The sequence below is a fragment of the Clostridium formicaceticum genome, assembly GCF_001854185.1.
Taxonomy (GTDB): Bacteria; Bacillota; Clostridia; order Peptostreptococcales; family Natronincolaceae; genus Andreesenella; species Andreesenella formicacetica.
In genome coordinates, this window is the sequence record NZ_CP017603.1 from 3,796,316 (window position 1) to 3,814,201 (window position 17,886).

The window sequence follows — 17,886 nt, forward strand, 5'->3', positions numbered from 1 at the left end:
ACCCTGATACGTGATATTCCTCTAACCTCCTAATACTGGCTATAATCTTACCTAGAGCTTATCAGAACCCAGTCACAATTTAGTGCTAATAGAAATATTATATAGGGAAAACAGTAAAAAGGGAGGTTAAGTAAGTTAATGAAAGTTAAAGTTCGTTTACAGCCCATTGTTAGCAATATCAATTTACCTACTGTTTTGAAAACAGCTATGTTTCCGGGCGATTCATTCGAAAGATTATTTATTGCAACTCAGGTTGGGGAGATCTTTTATACAGGAAATGGCATTATAAAGACTTTTTTAGATATTCGCTCACGAATCATAGAACTAGGTACTTCCAATGGCGGGTATGATGAACGAGGATTGCTAGGGTTAGCCTTTCATCCCAAATTCTATTATAACGGCCTGTTTTACCTTCATTATTCTGTAGTTGGAACACAAGGTCCAGGTGCTCTTCCAGAATCTTTTAACCCTAATCCTTGTGATCCAAAGACTTTAAACCTAAAGTGGTTAAATAGGGAAAATCAATATGATCATATTGATACAGTTGAAGAATGGATTTTACAATCAAATGGTCAGCCTCAAAAGCGGCGGACATTACTTAATTTAAGAAGACCATTTTTTAATCATAACGGTGTCAATAGCTTAAACTTTTCACCCGAAACAGGAAAACTAGTTTTAACAACCGGGGATGGTGGATCTGGCTATGATCCATTCAATTTAAGCCAAGATTTCATGGAAATAGCCGGTAAAATCATTGAAATTGATATAGATAAGAATACATTTATCTATAATCCACCGGTAGTCACACGTTTTTTTGAGCTTCCCGTATCAATTCAAGAAACCCTTACGGTAATTGCCAAAGGAGTTCGCAACGCACCTGGTATTTCATTTCAGCGGTTTTGCGATCGATACATCAAATACGTGGGCAATGTGGGGCAGGATCTGGTAGAGTCGATTTTTTCTTTTTCGTATTATAAGCCAATACCGGTTACTCAACTTATTCAAGCCTATTTAATGAATTCTGACCCTGACCAAGAAAGATTTATCAACTTCGGTTGGCGCGGTTGGGAAGGTGATTTTCCTTCTCCGATTATAAGGAATTGTCCTGAAAATCTAGATTTGGATGAGAAAGTAATTACTTACTACAATGATGCAGTAATAACTTCAGCTAAGCGCATTCATCCTCTAATTAATTATTTTCATCAAGATCCTCGTCCAGATAAGTTTAAGGGAACTTCGCTTACAGGGGTTCAGCCATATATGGGGAATAGAATCCCCTATTTAACGGGAAGCGTTGTGTTTACCGACTTTGCTCGAAGAAATGAAGAAATTCAGGCTCCAGTTAGAGGGGTTTTAGTTTATACTAGAGTAAGAACAGATTGTAAGCCAAATGATTTTAGTGTTATTGAAACCGATTATAATTTTGGCTATCAGTCAGCTTATTATGTTAGTTTGGGAACGAATCTGGGTCAAACCAGACTATTTTTAGGAGTTCATGGCTCTGCCAATGTGACTGATTTTAACAAAGGTACCGTTTTTGAAATTGTTCCATGATTCATGGCTATAAAATTCGAAATAATACTAGATAATGTGCATTATCCGAAACTTTGTGTCTCTTCAATGATAATTAATTGATTAGAATTAATTGATTAGAATTGTAATATAACCGGTTATTACACGAAAAGAGGTATTTACTTTGAAAAAAATGAATGTAGTTAGGTTTATTAGTATTGGAGGCATATTAACAACAATAGCTGTAATATTCCAGTCGGCTCCTGTATTTTTACCCGTGATTGGATTGGCCTTCAGTCCATTAAGCACACTACCTATTGCATTAGCAGCTTTTTATAATATTTCACTTGGAATTGCTGTGTTTTTTTCTTCTGCATTAATTCTTACTTTAGTTAGTGTACAAGAGACAGTTATTCTGCTTTTTACCACTGGACTACTTGGAATCATTATGGGAGCATTACTTTATAGGAAGGGAATTTTAGTATCCATATTATTTTCTAGTGCAATATTATCTTTAGGAATGATATTGCTAACTTTTGTATTGGATATTTCGGCATTTGGTGATTTAACTAACACGGTGTCAACCCCTTTAACTGTTCTAATCTTTTCATCATTTTCACTTATTTATGCAAGCACCTGGAATATATGCTTTAGAAAATTTATCAATTATCTTATCAGAATAAAATTAACAAATATATCCTAGAATATACCAGCAAAAAAACCTTTGAGTATCCTCCATGCTGTCACAGAAAAATAGCCTTAACCCTGTAAAATCAATAAGTTTATAAAAAACGCAGGTAAATGGTATATTTTTCATAACTTGCGTTTCTTTATTTTGCATGTCAATAATACTTGTAGAGCAATCTATAATATTCTAAACTTTAAAATCGTTATTGTAGCCCAACACTATATAAGTAATCTCAAGTCTAAGCTATCAATAACCTTATTACCTACTACCTCAATTACTTTTTATTGTAAATATTGTACAATAAAATAGGACGTTATTTCTTAAACTTCCTAAGAAATAACATCCTTATTTTACTTTATACTAAATCTATCAAACCTTTGGCATACAAAGCCTTTGAAGCTTCAACTAACTGTTTTTAAGTCTTATTTTGATTGATCTTTGTTTCTAATCGCCGCTTGTGCAACTGCTATCATAATAGACCAATCACTGTTTTTTACTATTATGGAACACTTCTTGTAACCATAAATTTTATTGTTGTTTTGACTAACTGCACAAAATATAAAAGAAGCGTCTTAAGTTCATAAGTCATCACATTGATTTATTCTTTATTTTTATTGTAATCCATTACTGCACCTATGACTATTCCAAAAAGCATTCCAAATGCAGATCCAAGAGCCATAACTATCGGAAATATACTATCTCCTATTAATCCAAATACAAGTCCAATAACTATCGCAAATAAACTGCCTCCTAATAATCCAAATCCAACTCCAAAACCCACATAGGAATTATTATCTTTATTAATATTATTTTTGTCAAACATATTTAATCAACTCCTTCTGACCTTGACTTTTGCTACTGCACATAAATATACTAATGTTCATTATAACATATTTTGGGGGTACGCTCATTTCTTAGCATTTTGCGTCAAGCCATACCTATTAATTTAATAGAACAATTGCAGTAAACACTTGTTTTAATTTAAATTTTATAACAAAAATAGGGTACTGCCTCTTAATCTAATTAAGCGGCAGTACCCTTGTTCTGATTTTTAATGAAGCACGCAAAGTCTTGATATATAAGACTTTGCATGCTTTTACCAATACTGTTTAAGCCCTACTTCGATTGGTCTTTGTTGATAATCGCCGCCTGAGTGGCTACTAACAAAATAGACCAATCAGGATTTTTTACTATTATGGAACACTTTTAATAATAATTGTTTATCATTATCTTTTAGCGGTTCTTTCCAACTCTAGTTGAATATAAATTGATTTATGTATAACACTAATATTTAGTTAATAAAACAGATGGAAGTGTTATATATGAATGAATTTGTGAAATCATTGGATCCTGCACTCAACTATTTAACCCATGAAACACATGAACACAATATAATCATTATTGTAGAGTCAAGCCGACATGTGATAGTATGTCCTTATTGTGGCAAGACATCATCTAGGGTTCACTCTGTTTACCAGAGAGAATTTCAGGATTTACCTTTGCAGGATAAACAGGTTACTATCATACTAAACAATAAAAAATACTTTTGCGATAATCAAGACTGCAGCCATAGGACTTTTGCAGAAAGATTTAATTTCATTACACCTAAATCTCGAAAGACTAATAGACTAATCGGAAAAATTCTAAGACTATCTGCTATGGTAAGCTCAGTATCTGCATCACAAATATTAAAATCAGATATGACTATGGTAAGTAAGAGTACAATATGTAATCTGCTTAAAAAAAATGTTTGTCCCTATGGATAAAAGTGGTATCGTTAGAGTTTGTATAGATGATTTTGCATTTAAGAAACGATATTCTTATGGAACTATTATGATTGATCTTGATTCGCACAGAATAATTGATATTCTTGATTCTAGGGACAAAGAACCAGTTATAGAATGGTTGCGGAATTATCCAAATATTGAGATTGTGTCTAGAGATGGGTCACAAGTTTATGCTTCAGCTATAACAGAAGCTCATCCAAGAGCCGTTCAAATCAGCGATCGATTTCATCTTTTAAAAAACTTGTCTGGGGCAGTGGAAAAATATATGTTTCGATTGTTTCCTGCTCGTGTTGAAATACCAGCTACAGCAAGAACAAGAACACCTGAAATGCAAGCTTTACTAGATACAAGAAACCGTGCGCAACGGATACGTTTTGCCAGAACCAAATATGAAGAGGGGTTAACTGTAAATGAAATTGCTCTTTTAATGCATTCCTCACTTACTACAGTAAACAAATATCTAGCGATGAAAGAGGAAGATATCCCAGAAGATATTGATTCTGCTAGGGAACGTCAACACAAAGTAGCAGTATCTACAAGAGAACAGAAAATAGCATATGTTCGCAAGCTTTTTGATGAGGGATGCTCTCTTCAAGAAATTAGCCGAATTACAGGATATGTATTTAACACAATAAAAAGGTATCTATCAGAAGATGGCCCGAGTATTAATGGACATTATGACAATCGACGTCCAGGAAAATTACAGTCCTATGAGTCGGAGATACTAGAATTACGTTCAAAAGGTTTGACATATACAGAGATTACAGAAATTATAAAGAAAAAAGGATATACAGGTACAGTTGACGCATTGCGGGTTTTTATGCAAAAAGAGCGTGAACATCAAAAGAAATGCGAGACTAAAGATTCAGAATCGAAAGAATACATACCAAGAAAATGGATGGTGCAGCTTATATACAAGGCAATCGACCATGTAAAAGGGATTACACAAGAACAATATGAAGAAATAATTAAAAAGTATCCCATTCTAGGCAAAGCATATGAAATGCTTAGAAATTTTCATGAACTAATGTTTTCTAAAAATCTAGATAAGTTAGAACCATGGATGAAGGATGCTGAGAAACTTCAGATAGATGAAATGAATTCTTATCTAGCAGGTTTACGAAAAGATCTAGATGCAGTAAAGAATAGCATTATTTATACTTATAGTAATGGTCTAGCAGAGGGAAGTGTCAATAAGCTAAAAGTGATAAAACGAATTATGTATGGTAGAAATAGCTTTGAACTTTTAAGATCAAAACTACTCCTATTAGAATCATTCCATCAAATCAACTAACATTGGAAAGAACCCTTTTAGCGTTTACGTATTCAATGGCTTCCTTGTCAATTATGTGCTCGCTCTCATCGCATAATCATTAAATATTTTGTTGAGGATATAAAAAATTTTTGTTATACCTGTCTATTTGACAGGTAGTGGCTAATAATAACGCACCTCTTTAAGTTACAGATAACATATTGTATAATTTCAACAATCGTACGTCATCTTTGGAAACTTTGAGTTGATTAATCAGAGCAGAATCTTCTTTCAAACAAGTTTTTGAAAGAAGCATTTTAATGGCAATCGGCATCATTGGTCTGGATGAGAATCCGTTAAACAATCCCCATTTGATATCAGAATCCAAATATGAGGCAAGTATCTGAATACTGGCCTTTTCCATTGGCGTGTCCTTGTTATTAAGGGAAATATGGGTAAGTGCATCATAATGTTCAATAAATCCCCAATAAGTATTTTCACAATTCTGATAATTATCAAAAACTTTATAGTTCATATACATCATAATTTTGTACTGATGATTTTCTGTTTCAGAGAGTACATCAAATACACAACGTATGATATTGTTGCTTCGTCCATCATAAAGATAGGAGTAGAATTGAGATACTCCACTGAAAAAGGCAGGACTGTTATTCTGGGAAGAGATAACGGTACGTTTCGGAGGACAATAGAGCAATTGCTCAACATGAATTTGCAAAGCATCAGCAATTTCATATAGTGTTTCTATATCAACGGATATTTCTCCCTTTTCATATTTGGAAATTGTGGATTTGCTTTTATGAAGCACATAGGATAATTGAGCCAGTGTTAATTTCCGCATTTTTCTAAAAGTTCGAATTTGTTTTCCAATCTGTATATTAATCTCAGACATCGTTTCCTCCCCTTATATAAAAAGTTTCGTATAAATACACAAAAGTTCCAAAATTGGCTAGTTTTTATATTATACAAGAATTTTAGCATAGAAAAAGGAAAAAATCTATTCTAAAGAAAAAAATCACAAAAATAATCCACTCACAAGAAACTTTAACCGTTTTGACTTAACAAATTTTGATTGTTAAAATTACTTATGTGGTAGAATGGTTTGCGAATGATGCCATTTAATTACGTAAGTACAGATATAATTATAGGGTTTTAAAGTAATGGAAGGATTGATAAAACATGTATAATTTTGATGAAATTATTGACCGCCGACATACAAATGCTATGAATACGGATGGGTTCCGCAATTATATTTTTCATGCAGATGAGACAATGACATTCCCTTATAAAGATGAAGAATTTATAAGGATGTGGGTTGCAGATATGGAATTCGCAACTCCAGATGTTGTAATCGATGGTATTAAAGAACGTTTGGAAAAACGTATTTTCGGCTATACCAGAGTATTCGAAAATAGCTATTATGAGGCCTTTGCCAATTGGTGTATGAAACGTTATGGATGGACATTTGACAAAAATCAGCTAGTTATGTCTAATGGCATTATACCAGCATTGTATGAGTTAGTAGATTATATTTGTAAAGAGGATGAAAAGGTTCTGTTTTTAACTCCGTCCTACGCATATTTCAAGTATGCGGCTGATTTTAATCATAGAAAGTCTGTATGCTCCAATCTGATTAACGAGGATGGATATTATACAATAGATTTTGAAGACCTGGAAAGAAAAGCTGCAGATGATAAGACAACACTTTTTATCTTTTGCAATCCTCACAATCCTACAGGGCGTGTGTGGAAAGAGGATGAACTGAAGAAAATCGGAAGGATTATAAAAAGGCATCAACTTTGGGTTATTTCTGATGAAATTCATTGCGATTTAATTCGCCTTAATCAAACACATATTCCGTTGGGGAAGATTATGCCCGATTATAAAAAACTAGTTACATGTATGGCACCTAGCAAGACATTTAATATGGCTGGCCTGATGCTTTCACATATTATTATCCGAGAAGAAAGTCTAAGGGAAATATGGCTTAACAGACATTACAATTTTGATAATCCTCTAAGTATTGCAGCTGCACAGGCAGCATATGAAAAAGGAGAAATCTGGCTTGAGGAATTACGAGCTTACCTGGATGAAAATTTCAGATTCACGCAAGAGTATCTTTTGCAAAATTTGCCAAAGGCAAAATTTAAAGTATCAGAAGCGACTTATCTTGCATGGGTGGATCTAAGTTCTTATTTTGAGAAGGATGAGAATTTGTCTTTGTTTTTTGCATATAGGGCGGGGGTTCTACTTGAAGGTGGAGATATGTTCGTTCAGAATTCTGATGGTTTTATCCGATTAAATCTGGCATGTCCCAAGTCCGTGCTGGAAGAAGGTTTGAGACGAATATGTGAGGCAGTCAATACAAAGCATAATGAGGACACTTCTGATCAAAATATTAATTAAATAGAGTTAATACTTTAATAAAAGTAGGGGTATTGCACTTAAAGTCACTAATGAAATTAAGTTGCAATACCCTATATTTTTATAATGTAAATATGCTCAAACTTCCTATTAAAAACTTACTACTATGTTTAAACTATTTGTTTAATTATTTCAATTGGTCTTTGTCAACCTTGTCTCGATAAAATAGACATACAGTTAAGCAACTTTTCTCTGATTTTCATAGTTTTTTGGCGATTTGTAATTTAAGCTTGAATGCAGCCTTTCAGTATTGTAAAAGAGCTCGATGTATTCAAAAATACTAGATTTAGCTTGTGCTCTAGTTTCATATTTATTAAAATACACCATTTCTGTTTTTAGGGTTCCAAAGAAGGATTCAGCACAAGCATTGTCATAACAATTGCCTTTTCTACTCATGCTAGCTTTCATACCATAGCTTTTGAGCAAAGATTGATAGGCTTTGCTGGCATATTGGCTTCCCCTGTCTGAATGGTGAATTAAGCCTTTTGTTGGTTTTCTACGGGACACAGCATTATTTAAAGCATTAATAACTAGCTGCTGGGTCATGGTTGACCAGCCTACAACCTTAGGATCATATAAATCAAGAATAATAGCAAGATAAAGCCAACCTTCTTTTGTTGCTATGTAGGCTATATCTGTTACCCAAGCTTGGTTTGGTTTTTCTACGGTAAAGTTTTGGTTTAATAAATTAGGGGCTACAGGGTAGCTATGTTTTGAATTCGTTGTAGCTTTAAATTTTCTTTTCATAATGGATTGAATGTTGTTAAGCTTCATTAACCTGTAAACCCTGTTTCTACCGCATTTGATGCCTTCATGATTAAGCTGTTTGGTAATTCTAATACTTCCATATATATTTCTTGATTTTTTATGGACTCTTTTGATTTGTTCTAGAAGTTTTTCATTTTCTAAGTCTCTTTTGCTTTTAGGGCGCTTTAGCCAGGCGTAATATCCGCTTCGGGAAACCTTGAGTACTTGGCACATCTTCTGCACACGAAACTTGAAGCGGTGGTCATAGATAAACTTAAATATTACTTCGGTTGCTTGATGAAGATGGCTGCTGCCTTTTTTAAGATTTCATTTTCTTCCTCTAAATCAGCTATTTTGAGTTTCAATTTTCTTATTTCATCATCTTCAGATCTTAGATTGCCTTTATGCTTTTCATCTTGCTTTATCCATTGGGTTATTGTAGTCTTTGGTATATCTAAATCCTTTGCAACACTTGAAACAGTTATATTACCTTCTTTAATAAGTTTTACGACTTCTTGTTTAAATTCTTTATCATAGCTTTTTCTTTGACCCATTTGGTACACCTCCTACTTTTTTATTATAGTATACTTTCTTGGTGTCTACCAAATCGGGTGAAGATCATCCTGAACTGCCCCCTGTCAAGTAGACAGGGGGCAGTTCAGTTATTAGGTAACAGTACACTTTTTACATTTATATAAAAACAATCAAACCTTTATACATAAGATAATTAAAGATTCAACTATATATAAGCCTTACTTCGATTGGTCTTTTTGGTTAATCGCCGCCTGAGCTGCTGCTAACAAAATAGACCAATCACCGTTTTTTACTATTATGGAACACTTCATAATATATTCTACTCGTTGCCTGATCAAACCCTAATAACTTCATCTACTATATCTTGTGTTTTAAGATCTTTTAAGGTTATCACTTTAAATGAGAACTTAGCGTTGAAAAAATATCATTTACTGTGAATTGTTTATTATTTGAGCGAATCTATTAATGCTTTCCTCTGAGATATTCGAAGTATCTTTATATACCTTTAGTGTTTTCGTTACTATTAAACGTTCTATTGGATTCATCTTTTTAAATATAAATTCTCCGCCAAAGCTTTCCTTGGCTATGGAGTTTGCTAGGAGCTCAGGAGGAAACGCAGCAACAAATTCAGCCTCCATGATAGTTCCTTGTTGCATACCGCAAATGAAAAGACCAACCTTTTTTCTCTTTAATTCTTTAAGTCTTTTAAAACAGAATTTTTTAATTTGTTTCTGAATATTACCTATATATATAGAACCCCCAATAATAACTTTATCGTACCTGTCTAGAATGGGATCCTTTCCCGATTTTATGTTATGTAAATCGACTCTTCCATTAAGCTTTTTCGAAAGCATATATGCACACTTTTCTGTAGTACCATGCTTCGTTGCATAAATTATTATAGTATTCAGCGCTATACCTCCTCTGCAAAACGTTTATAATAATGTTGGCATATTTCTAGCTTTTTATGCTAATAAATGGCAGAATCACATGAACCATCCTAATAAGAAGTAAAATCATTATCCCCCCTGACTAACGCAAATTGTTACTATAATTTTACCATAAAAAATATTCCATAATTAAATTAAGAAAGTGTTTCCTAAAAGCTATTTTTTGTACTATTTTGTACGCGAAAATACTAATAATCATTAAAAAACAGGGTATTATTTCTTGAAATCACTAAGAAATAATACCCTTACTTGTTTTTATACTGAGTCTCCTAAACCTTTTATTTATAAGGGTTTAAGAGATTCAACCATAATTTCAAGCCTTATTTAGATTGGACCTTGTTGTTAATCGCCGCCTGGGCTGCTGCTAACATAATAGACCAATCACTATTTTTTAGTATTATGGAACACTTCTTGTAATCATATAGTTTATATATGTTCAGGCTTACTGTGCAAAATCATTCCGCTATGATATGAGATCATGCAAATACTCTTGCCTAAGTATAGCCCATCCTTCTTAAACCTCTTTACCCAAATTTTATTGTAATTCTTGCAAAAACCATGATAGAAAAAAAGATATTTGATGGTGTCGTTCCTAGATAAGCATTAATTCCTTGTACTTAATTCCACTTATTAAGTATTAGTTTTTTTATTTCCATTACAAGGAGAATTTAAACTATGCACTAATTACAGTATTCTTTCATAGTATATGTTGAGTAAATATCGAGGGGGTTTTTTATGAACATGTACCATGGTTATCCTATTACATCGCCTCAAGGTTTAAGCGCGGCTGTTGACGAAATGAGATTTTGGCTTCGGATTATGTTTGAACATGCTAAATTTATTCGTGGGGGATTAAATCCAAGTCAGGACCAGGAACTGTTTATTCGCAAAGCAGAGCACTTTGCAGTAAATATTGAACGATTATTCATGATGGTAGTTAATACTCCTCCACATGATGCTCGTCGCGTTAATACTTTTGTTGACGACAGCATTAATTGGACAGTAGCATTGAGGGATTTTAAAGCCCAATTATTTGTTCTTCTAGAGCAATGTAAGGCCGTTGCCGAACTTCCTGCTCCACTTCTTGATCATATTCGCCGTGAAGCAGACTTTTTCTTAACCATGCTATACAGACTAAAAGGTTTACCTGTACCTCCTGAAACAGTCTTAGGTATACCAAACGCCAATATTCCTACCAGTCTTGTGCCTAAGCTATTAATTCCTTTTATGGGTGAACATATTCCTAGAATTGCCCGAGATCAAAACCTATTTTGGCTGCGAATTCATAGGGAGCATGGAGAGGTGCTGTTGCTAGTTGCTTATCGTCCTAAAATTCAAGATATGCTATATGAGGCTACAGCTAAATTTGAGAAACAGCTTGAAATATTGCTTGAAGAAGCTAAAAGTGTGCCCGAACAACCTACTGCTTTAAAATTATTTAATACCAAAGCATATGCTGTAATGAAAGAATGGCATGATTTTTTACAAAAGTTATTTAGGGATGTCGTTGAATGCGATGTACCTTCCGGTCAGATAAATGCTCCAGCCCTGATTTTAGATCATATGGCCCGTGAAGCACAGTACTATCTGGAAGTGCTTTTAATCGAAGATAAAGTATTATAATTCTGAAAAGCTGTAGTAAGAAATGATTTCATTAAGAAAAGGAAAAATATTAAAAACAGGGTATTATCTCTTAAATTACTAAGACACAATACCCTTGTTTATTTTATACTAAATCTCTAATCCCAGCACTTTTGTTATCATATACCGACGCTATAAAGAGCAATTGTTTTTGACTATACATCTAGGTTTACGTGTATACGTCTCCAATCAAATAGGAAGACGTTGTCGATTAGTTTGAATGACGTATTGACGCCTGTGCCGCAGCTAATCTAGCGACCGGCACGCGATAAGGTGAACAGGAAACATAATCTAAGCCCAGTATATGACAAAATTCTATAGAATCAGGGTCTCCTCCATGCTCTCCACAAATACCAAGCTTGATATTTGGTCTAGTTTCTTTACCTAGCTTAGAGGCTATTTCCATTAGTTTACCTACACCTCTTCTATCTATCCTCTGGAAAGGATCTTTTTCCAGTATATTTTTTTCTTTATACTCTTTAATAAACTTGCCTGCATCATCTCTAGAATATCCAAAGGTCATTTGCGTTAAATCATTGGTGCCAAAGGAGAAAAATTCTGCTTCTGTTGCTATTTCATCTGCTGTAATAGCGGCTCTAGGAATTTCTATCATGGTTCCTATTAAGTATTGCAGTGGGATTTCCTTCTCACTTAGTACCTCTTTAGCAGTTTTTACGACAATTTCCTTGTTGTATTGAAGCTCTTTTAATTCCCCCACCAATGGAATCATAATCTCTGGTACAACATCTATGCCTTCTTTCTCCTTCACTAGCACTGCCGCTTCTATAATGGCTCTTACCTGCATTTCATAGATTTCTGGATAAGTGACTGCCAAACGGCACCCTCTATGTCCTAACATAGGATTCATTTCCTTTAAGTCATTCACTACCCCTTGTAGCTGCGTAGCAGAAACTTGCATTTTTTGTGCCAGTTCTTGAATATCTTCTTCTTCATGAGGTAAAAACTCATGCAGTGGAGGATCTAATAACCTCACTGTAACAGGTCGATTTCCCATGGTCTTGAAGATTTCTATAAAATCTTCCCGTTGCATAGGTAGTAGCTCATTTAAGGCTTTTCTTCTTTCTTCTTCTGTTCTTGCTAAAATCATCCTGCGCATTACAAAAATTCTAGATTCCTCAAAGAACATATGCTCTGTTCTACATAGTCCAATTCCTTCAGCACCAAATTCAATGGCCTGTTTTGTATCTCTTGGTGTATCAGCATTGGTTCTAATTTTAAGTTTTCTTATTGCATCTGCCCATGTCATTAATTCTAAGAAGTTATCTGTTAATTGAGACTCTTTTGTCGCTATTTCACCTTCATATACAGTACCTTCATTACCATCCAAGGAAATGTATTGACCTTCTTGATATACAGTTTCTCCTACCATAAAAATTTTCTTGGCTTCTTGGATTTTCAACTCTCCCGCTCCTGCAATACAGCACTTGCCCATTCCTCTAGCTACTACTGCTGCATGAGAAGTCATCCCTCCTCTTGCAGTAAGAATTCCTTGAGCCGCTACCATACCTTCTATATCCTCTGGTGAAGTTTCAGCTCTAACAAGAATAGCCCGTTCTCCCCTGCTATTGGCGTTTACTACATCTTCTGGGGTGAAGTATATTTTCCCAGTAGCAGCTCCTGAAGAAGCCGGTAAGCCCTTTGTAATAATTTTACCCTTGGCTAGTTCTTTTTCATCAAAGGCTGGGTGCAATAATTGCTCTATTTGCAAAGGATCTATTCTTAAAATAGCCTCTTCCTTTGTCAGTCTGCCTTCCTTCACCATATCTACTGCTATATTTACTGCAGCCAAAGCTGTTCTTTTACCATTACGAGTTTGTAAAATATATAGTTCTTCATTTTCTATCGTAAATTCAATATCCTGCATATCTGTATAATGCTCTTCTAAAAGGTTTGCAACTTCTAAAAACTTCTCATAAGCCTTTGGCATCGTATTTTGTAATTCAACAATAGGCTTTGGTGTTCTAATTCCTGCTACAACATCCTCCCCTTGAGCATTCATTAAAAACTCTCCAAATAGCTTTTTCTCACCAGTGGAAGGGTCCCTTGTGAAAGCTACACCTGTTCCTGAAGTTTCCCCCATATTCCCAAATACCATAGATTGAATGTTCACAGCAGTACCTAAGCTATGGGGAATATCGTTGAGTTTTCTATATACATTCGCTCTAGGATTATTCCAAGACTTAAATACAGCCTCTATCGCCATAAACAACTGATCTTTCACATCTTGTGGAAATTCAATACGACATTCTCTTTTTACCATTGCCTTATATTTGTCTATAATATCTTTCAAGTCTTCTGCTGTTAAAGCAGTATCTTCCTCTACATTTTTTTCATCTTTTTTGTTATCTAAAATAGCATCAAATTTATACTTAGGAATCTCTAATACAACATCACCAAACATCTGTATAAAACGTCTGTAACTATCATACGCAAACCTTGGATTTGAAGTAGCTTTCGCCAATCCTTCCACTGAAACGTCATTTAGCCCAAGATTCAATATGGTATCCATCATACCAGGCATAGATATTGCACTACCAGATCGTACAGATACCAATAAAGGATGTTCAATAGCACCTAATTTTTTTCCCATTCTTTCTTCTAACGCCGCTAAATGCTGTAGTGTCTCCTCCCTTAAACCATCCCATAACTTAGCACCTTCCTCATAATATTGATTGCATGCCTCTGTTGTTACGGTAAATCCACTAGGAACAGGTAAACCTATTCTAGTCATTTCTGCTAGATTAGCACCCTTTCCCCCTAGTAGCGACTTCATCTCGGCTGTTCCTTCATGAAAATCATAAACAAATTTTTTCAATTAATACACCCCCACATTATGTAGAAATTTTTATACTATTCATTAAAGAATTAAAAGTAGCAACACTTGGTTTCATGATCCTTAACCTTAACTGAAAAGCTCTACTTTCCATTTGTCAATTTATAACCTATCTCTCTAAAGATTTCTAGAATAATGCTGGCACTTTCCTCTACCGCCTTTGTAGAAACATCTATGACTGGACAACCTAATCTTTTCATGATGTTATCAGCATATTCTAGTTCTTCTAAGATTCTTTCTATACTAGCATAGTTAGCTTCACTTTTTAGCCCCAATGCCTTTAACCTTTCTTGACGAATTTCAATTAATTTCATTGGATTGGTGGTTAAGCCTATAATTTTTTTAGAAGGAACATCAAATAGTTCCTTAGGTGGCGTTACCTCTGGTACTAAGGGTACATTGGCAACTTTTAGATTCTTATGCGCCAAATACATACTTAATGGCGTTTTAGAAGTTCTAGAAATTCCTATTAGCACAATATCTGCCTTTTTTAAACCTCTTGGATCTTTACCATCATCATACTTCACTGCAAATTCGATGGCTTCTACCTTCTTGAAATACTTTTCATCCAATTTCCTAATAAGTCCTGGTTCTCTTTTAGGCGTAGAGCCCAGTACGCCACCAAATCCCTCTATGATAGGCGACATAATATCAATGCTTGGTATATTCAACCTAGCGGTTTCTTCTGTCAAATAATCCTTTAATTCCTGTACCACCATAGTAAATACAACAATAGACCTTTCTTGTTTTGCCTCCTCCAACATTTCCATAATCTGTTGCTTTTCGTTAATAAAAGGGAATCTTCTTATTTCATAATCTTGAAATACAAATTGGCTAATAGCAGCTTTTGCCACTTGTTCAGCAGTTTCTCCTATAGAATCCGATACAAGATATATCAGTAAGTTTTTTTGATTCATACAACGCCTCCTACTCTTTGCAAAGTTCAACAAACAATTTTGTTATATTGCTTTTAGAAATTTTTCCTACTACCTTTAACTTTTGCTTCCCGTCTACTATAGTTTTTTCTACAACTGGCAAACTATCCACTTCATGTTCTACAATTTTGCTAGCCGCTGTTAATACATCTTCTTCTGGAGAAGTTGTGGCTATATTTGGCATACGGGTCATAATCATAGCCACCGGTACCTTATTTATATCAATGGTTCCTATTGCATTTTTCAAGAAATCTTTTCTAGAAATTACCCCTACTAGAGAACCACCAGAAACCACATAGATAGCACTAGTGTCTTCTAAAAACATGGTTACAATAGCATTGTATACCGACATATCTTCTGTAACCACCACCGGTATAGACATCATATCCTTCACCTTCATCCCTCTGACTTCTTGGGATATAAGATTGATGTCAGGTTTCCCGCTATAAAAGTATCCTACTTTTGGCCTTGCATCCAAAGTGCCCGACATCGTTAATATAGCTAAATCCGGCCGCAAAGTTGCTCTTGTCACCTTGAGTAACGCTGCTATTTCTTGGCTTGTTATAGGCTCATTTTGTTGTACAATTTCTATAATTTTTCTTTGTCTGCTTGTAAATTCTATAGGTATCACCTCTTATGTGTTACTCTATTTATTATATATGTTATACTATATAAATAATTTATCATATTTTTTTTACTTTTGCTACAGTAATTTTCTATTATTGAAAAAAATTTTTTCCAGGATAAATAAAAATCAGTTGAAGTATTCCTACACCAACTGATTCTTACTTTATAGGATTAAAACTTTAATTTTTCTTCTAAATAGGTTTCTAATTGATCCATAGAAATTCTTTCCTGCTGCATTGTATCTCTATCTCTGATGGTAACACAATTATCTTCTAATGAGTCATAATCAAAGGTGATACAGTAAGGTGTGCCTATTTCGTCATGACGGCGATATCTTTTGCCAATACTTCCTGCCTCATCATAGTCTACCATATACTTTTCTGATAACTTTTCAAACAGCTTTAGAGATTCTTCCTTTAATTTTTTTGTCAATGGAAATACTGCTGCCTTAAAAGGAGATAATGCAGGATGTAATTTTAACACAACTCTTGTATCATTTTCATCTATAACTTCCTCTTCATAAGCATCTACTAAAAATGCTAAAGTTACTCGATCTGCCCCTAAAGAAGGTTCTATGCAATAAGGAATATATTTTTCGTTTGTTACTGGATCTTGATAAGTAAAATCTACGCCAGAATGCTGACTATGCTGTTTAAGGTCAAAGTCCGTTCTATCTGCTATACCCCATAACTCTCCCCAACCAAAAGGAAATTTAAATTCAATATCTACAGTAGCATTGCTATAATGAGAAAGTTCTTCTTGAGAATGCTCTCTTAGCTTAATACTTTCTTCCTTCATATTTAAGTCAAGAAGCCAATTCTTACAATACTTTAACCAGTAGTCAAACCACTGTAAATCTTCTCCCGGCTTACAGAAGAATTCTAATTCCATTTGCTCAAACTCTCTTGTTCTGAAGGTAAAGTTTCCTGGTGTAATTTCATTTCTAAAGGACTTACCAATTTGTCCGATACCGAAGGGAACTTTTTTTCTAGAAGTTCTTAAAACATTTTTAAAATTAACAAAAATCCCTTGCGCTGTTTCAGGTCTCAAATAAATTTGTGTACTGCTGTCCTCTGTTACCCCTTGAAAAGTTTTAAACATCAAATTGAACTGACGGATATCCGTATATTCATCAGCACCACACTCTGGACAATGAATTTTCTTTTCAGTGATAAATGCCTTCATTTTTTCATTACTCCAACCATCAACAGCCTCTTCTCCTGGATTTTCTCCATGGACAAACAAATAATCCTCTATAAGTTTATCTGCTCTGAATCTAGCTTTACATTTCTTGCAATCCATTAAAGGGTCACTAAATCCTCCTACGTGTCCGGAGGCCACCCATGTTTGAGAGTTCATCAATATCGCTGAATCCAACCCAACATTATAGGGACTTTGCTGAATAAACTTTTTCCACCATGCTTTTTTTACATTATTTTTCAATTCTACCCCCAGCGGACCATAATCCCAGGTATTTGCCAAACCTCCATATATTTCAGAGCCAGGAAAGATAAAACCTCTAGATTTCGCTAAGGATACAATTTTTTCCATTGTTTTTTCCTTTGTCATGTCAATTCCTCCTATTAAATTTTTTAAAAAAATAAAGCCCTCCATCCCCAAAATTAGGGACGAAAGACTTTCCTTCCGCGGTTCCACCCTAGTTGATACTTATCGTATCCACTTTGTGTTGTTTAGCTCAAAAGCGCCCTTCATTGATGAACTACACTGGGCTTTCACCCTCCCCAGCTCGCTTAAGTGTTCTTTTCAACTACTCCTCTTTCTCATTGCTGATGATAAATATACTGCTATGAACTTTCATATATTAAGAGCTACACTGTGACCTTTACCTACATTTTTCCGCCAAAGGCAAAACCATAGATCGTGTATATGAAAATCCAAGGTTAAGACGTATATTTA

At 34.5% G+C, this 17,886-nt stretch carries 14 protein-coding genes; 6 read left to right on the plus strand and 8 right to left on the minus strand.

What is annotated here, in order from left to right:
- Positions 1-138: 138 nt before the first annotated feature.
- The gene (locus tag BJL90_RS17750) at positions 139-1,554 is read left to right on the plus strand and encodes a PQQ-dependent sugar dehydrogenase (protein WP_070971185.1); all 1,416 of its coding nucleotides are present in this window, start codon (positions 139-141) and stop codon (positions 1,552-1,554) included.
- A gap of 151 nt (positions 1,555-1,705) precedes the next feature.
- Complete coding sequence (locus BJL90_RS17755) at positions 1,706-2,215, plus strand: YybS family protein (protein ID WP_236905094.1); 510 nt, start codon at positions 1,706-1,708, stop codon at positions 2,213-2,215.
- Between the two features lie 583 nt (positions 2,216-2,798).
- Here the strand turns inward: BJL90_RS17755 and BJL90_RS17760 are convergent.
- Positions 2,799-3,023 (minus strand): hypothetical protein, encoded by a 225-nt coding sequence (locus BJL90_RS17760; protein WP_070971191.1) that lies wholly within the window; start codon positions 3,021-3,023, stop codon positions 2,799-2,801.
- Positions 3,024-3,522: 499 nt separating this feature from the next.
- Between BJL90_RS17760 and BJL90_RS22850 the strand changes: the two genes are divergently transcribed.
- Positions 3,523-3,966: a transposase family protein gene (locus tag BJL90_RS22850; RefSeq protein ID WP_070971194.1), complete on the plus strand. Its 444-nt coding sequence runs from the start codon at positions 3,523-3,525 to the stop codon at positions 3,964-3,966.
- Positions 3,959-5,281, plus strand: a complete 1,323-nt coding sequence (locus BJL90_RS17770; RefSeq protein WP_236904949.1) for an ISL3 family transposase — start codon at positions 3,959-3,961, stop codon at positions 5,279-5,281. Before BJL90_RS22850 ends, BJL90_RS17770 begins: the two co-directional genes overlap by 8 nt.
- A 160-nt stretch (positions 5,282-5,441) precedes the next feature.
- Here the strand turns inward: BJL90_RS17770 and BJL90_RS17775 are convergent, their stop codons facing one another.
- Positions 5,442-6,149 (minus strand): helix-turn-helix domain-containing protein, encoded by a 708-nt coding sequence (locus BJL90_RS17775; protein WP_070971197.1) that lies wholly within the window; start codon positions 6,147-6,149, stop codon positions 5,442-5,444.
- A 287-nt stretch (positions 6,150-6,436) separates the two neighbouring features.
- Between BJL90_RS17775 and BJL90_RS17780 the strand changes: the two genes are divergently transcribed.
- Entirely contained in the window at positions 6,437-7,663 is a 1,227-nt protein-coding gene (locus tag BJL90_RS17780) for a MalY/PatB family protein (protein WP_070971199.1), read from the plus strand.
- Between the two features lie 195 nt (positions 7,664-7,858).
- Here BJL90_RS17780 and BJL90_RS17785 read toward each other — a convergent pair.
- Positions 7,859-8,982 (minus strand): IS3 family transposase gene (locus tag BJL90_RS17785; RefSeq protein WP_418219416.1). Its coding sequence is split into 2 segments (ribosomal slippage): positions 7,859-8,739 and positions 8,739-8,982, totalling 1,125 coding nucleotides; the frame shifts between segments, so codons are not numbered across the junction.
- A gap of 408 nt (positions 8,983-9,390) precedes the next feature.
- Entirely contained in the window at positions 9,391-9,879 is a 489-nt protein-coding gene (locus BJL90_RS17795) for a flavodoxin domain-containing protein (protein ID WP_472235460.1), read from the minus strand.
- Between the two features lie 768 nt (positions 9,880-10,647).
- On the opposite strand from BJL90_RS17795, the gene BJL90_RS17800 reads away from it, so the two are divergent.
- A complete protein-coding gene (locus BJL90_RS17800; protein WP_070971210.1) occupies positions 10,648-11,535 on the plus strand; it encodes a DUF2935 domain-containing protein in 888 nt (295 codons plus the stop codon).
- Positions 11,536-11,764: 229 nt separating this feature from the next.
- On the opposite strand, the gene ppdK is transcribed toward BJL90_RS17800, so the two are convergent.
- The 4 genes from ppdK to BJL90_RS17820 form a co-directional block, all read right to left on the minus strand.
- Entirely contained in the window at positions 11,765-14,389 is a 2,625-nt protein-coding gene (gene ppdK / locus BJL90_RS17805) for a pyruvate, phosphate dikinase (protein WP_081562084.1), read from the minus strand.
- Positions 14,390-14,490: 101 nt separating this feature from the next.
- Positions 14,491-15,324: a pyruvate, water dikinase regulatory protein gene (locus tag BJL90_RS17810; protein WP_070971211.1), complete on the minus strand. Its 834-nt coding sequence runs from the start codon at positions 15,322-15,324 to the stop codon at positions 14,491-14,493.
- Between the two features lie 10 nt (positions 15,325-15,334).
- Positions 15,335-15,973: a helix-turn-helix transcriptional regulator gene (locus BJL90_RS17815; RefSeq protein ID WP_070971214.1), complete on the minus strand. Its 639-nt coding sequence runs from the start codon at positions 15,971-15,973 to the stop codon at positions 15,335-15,337.
- Between the two features lie 167 nt (positions 15,974-16,140).
- A complete protein-coding gene (locus tag BJL90_RS17820) occupies positions 16,141-17,538 on the minus strand; it encodes a glycine--tRNA ligase (RefSeq protein ID WP_070971217.1) in 1,398 nt (465 codons plus the stop codon).
- Positions 17,539-17,886: the final 348 nt, after the last annotated feature.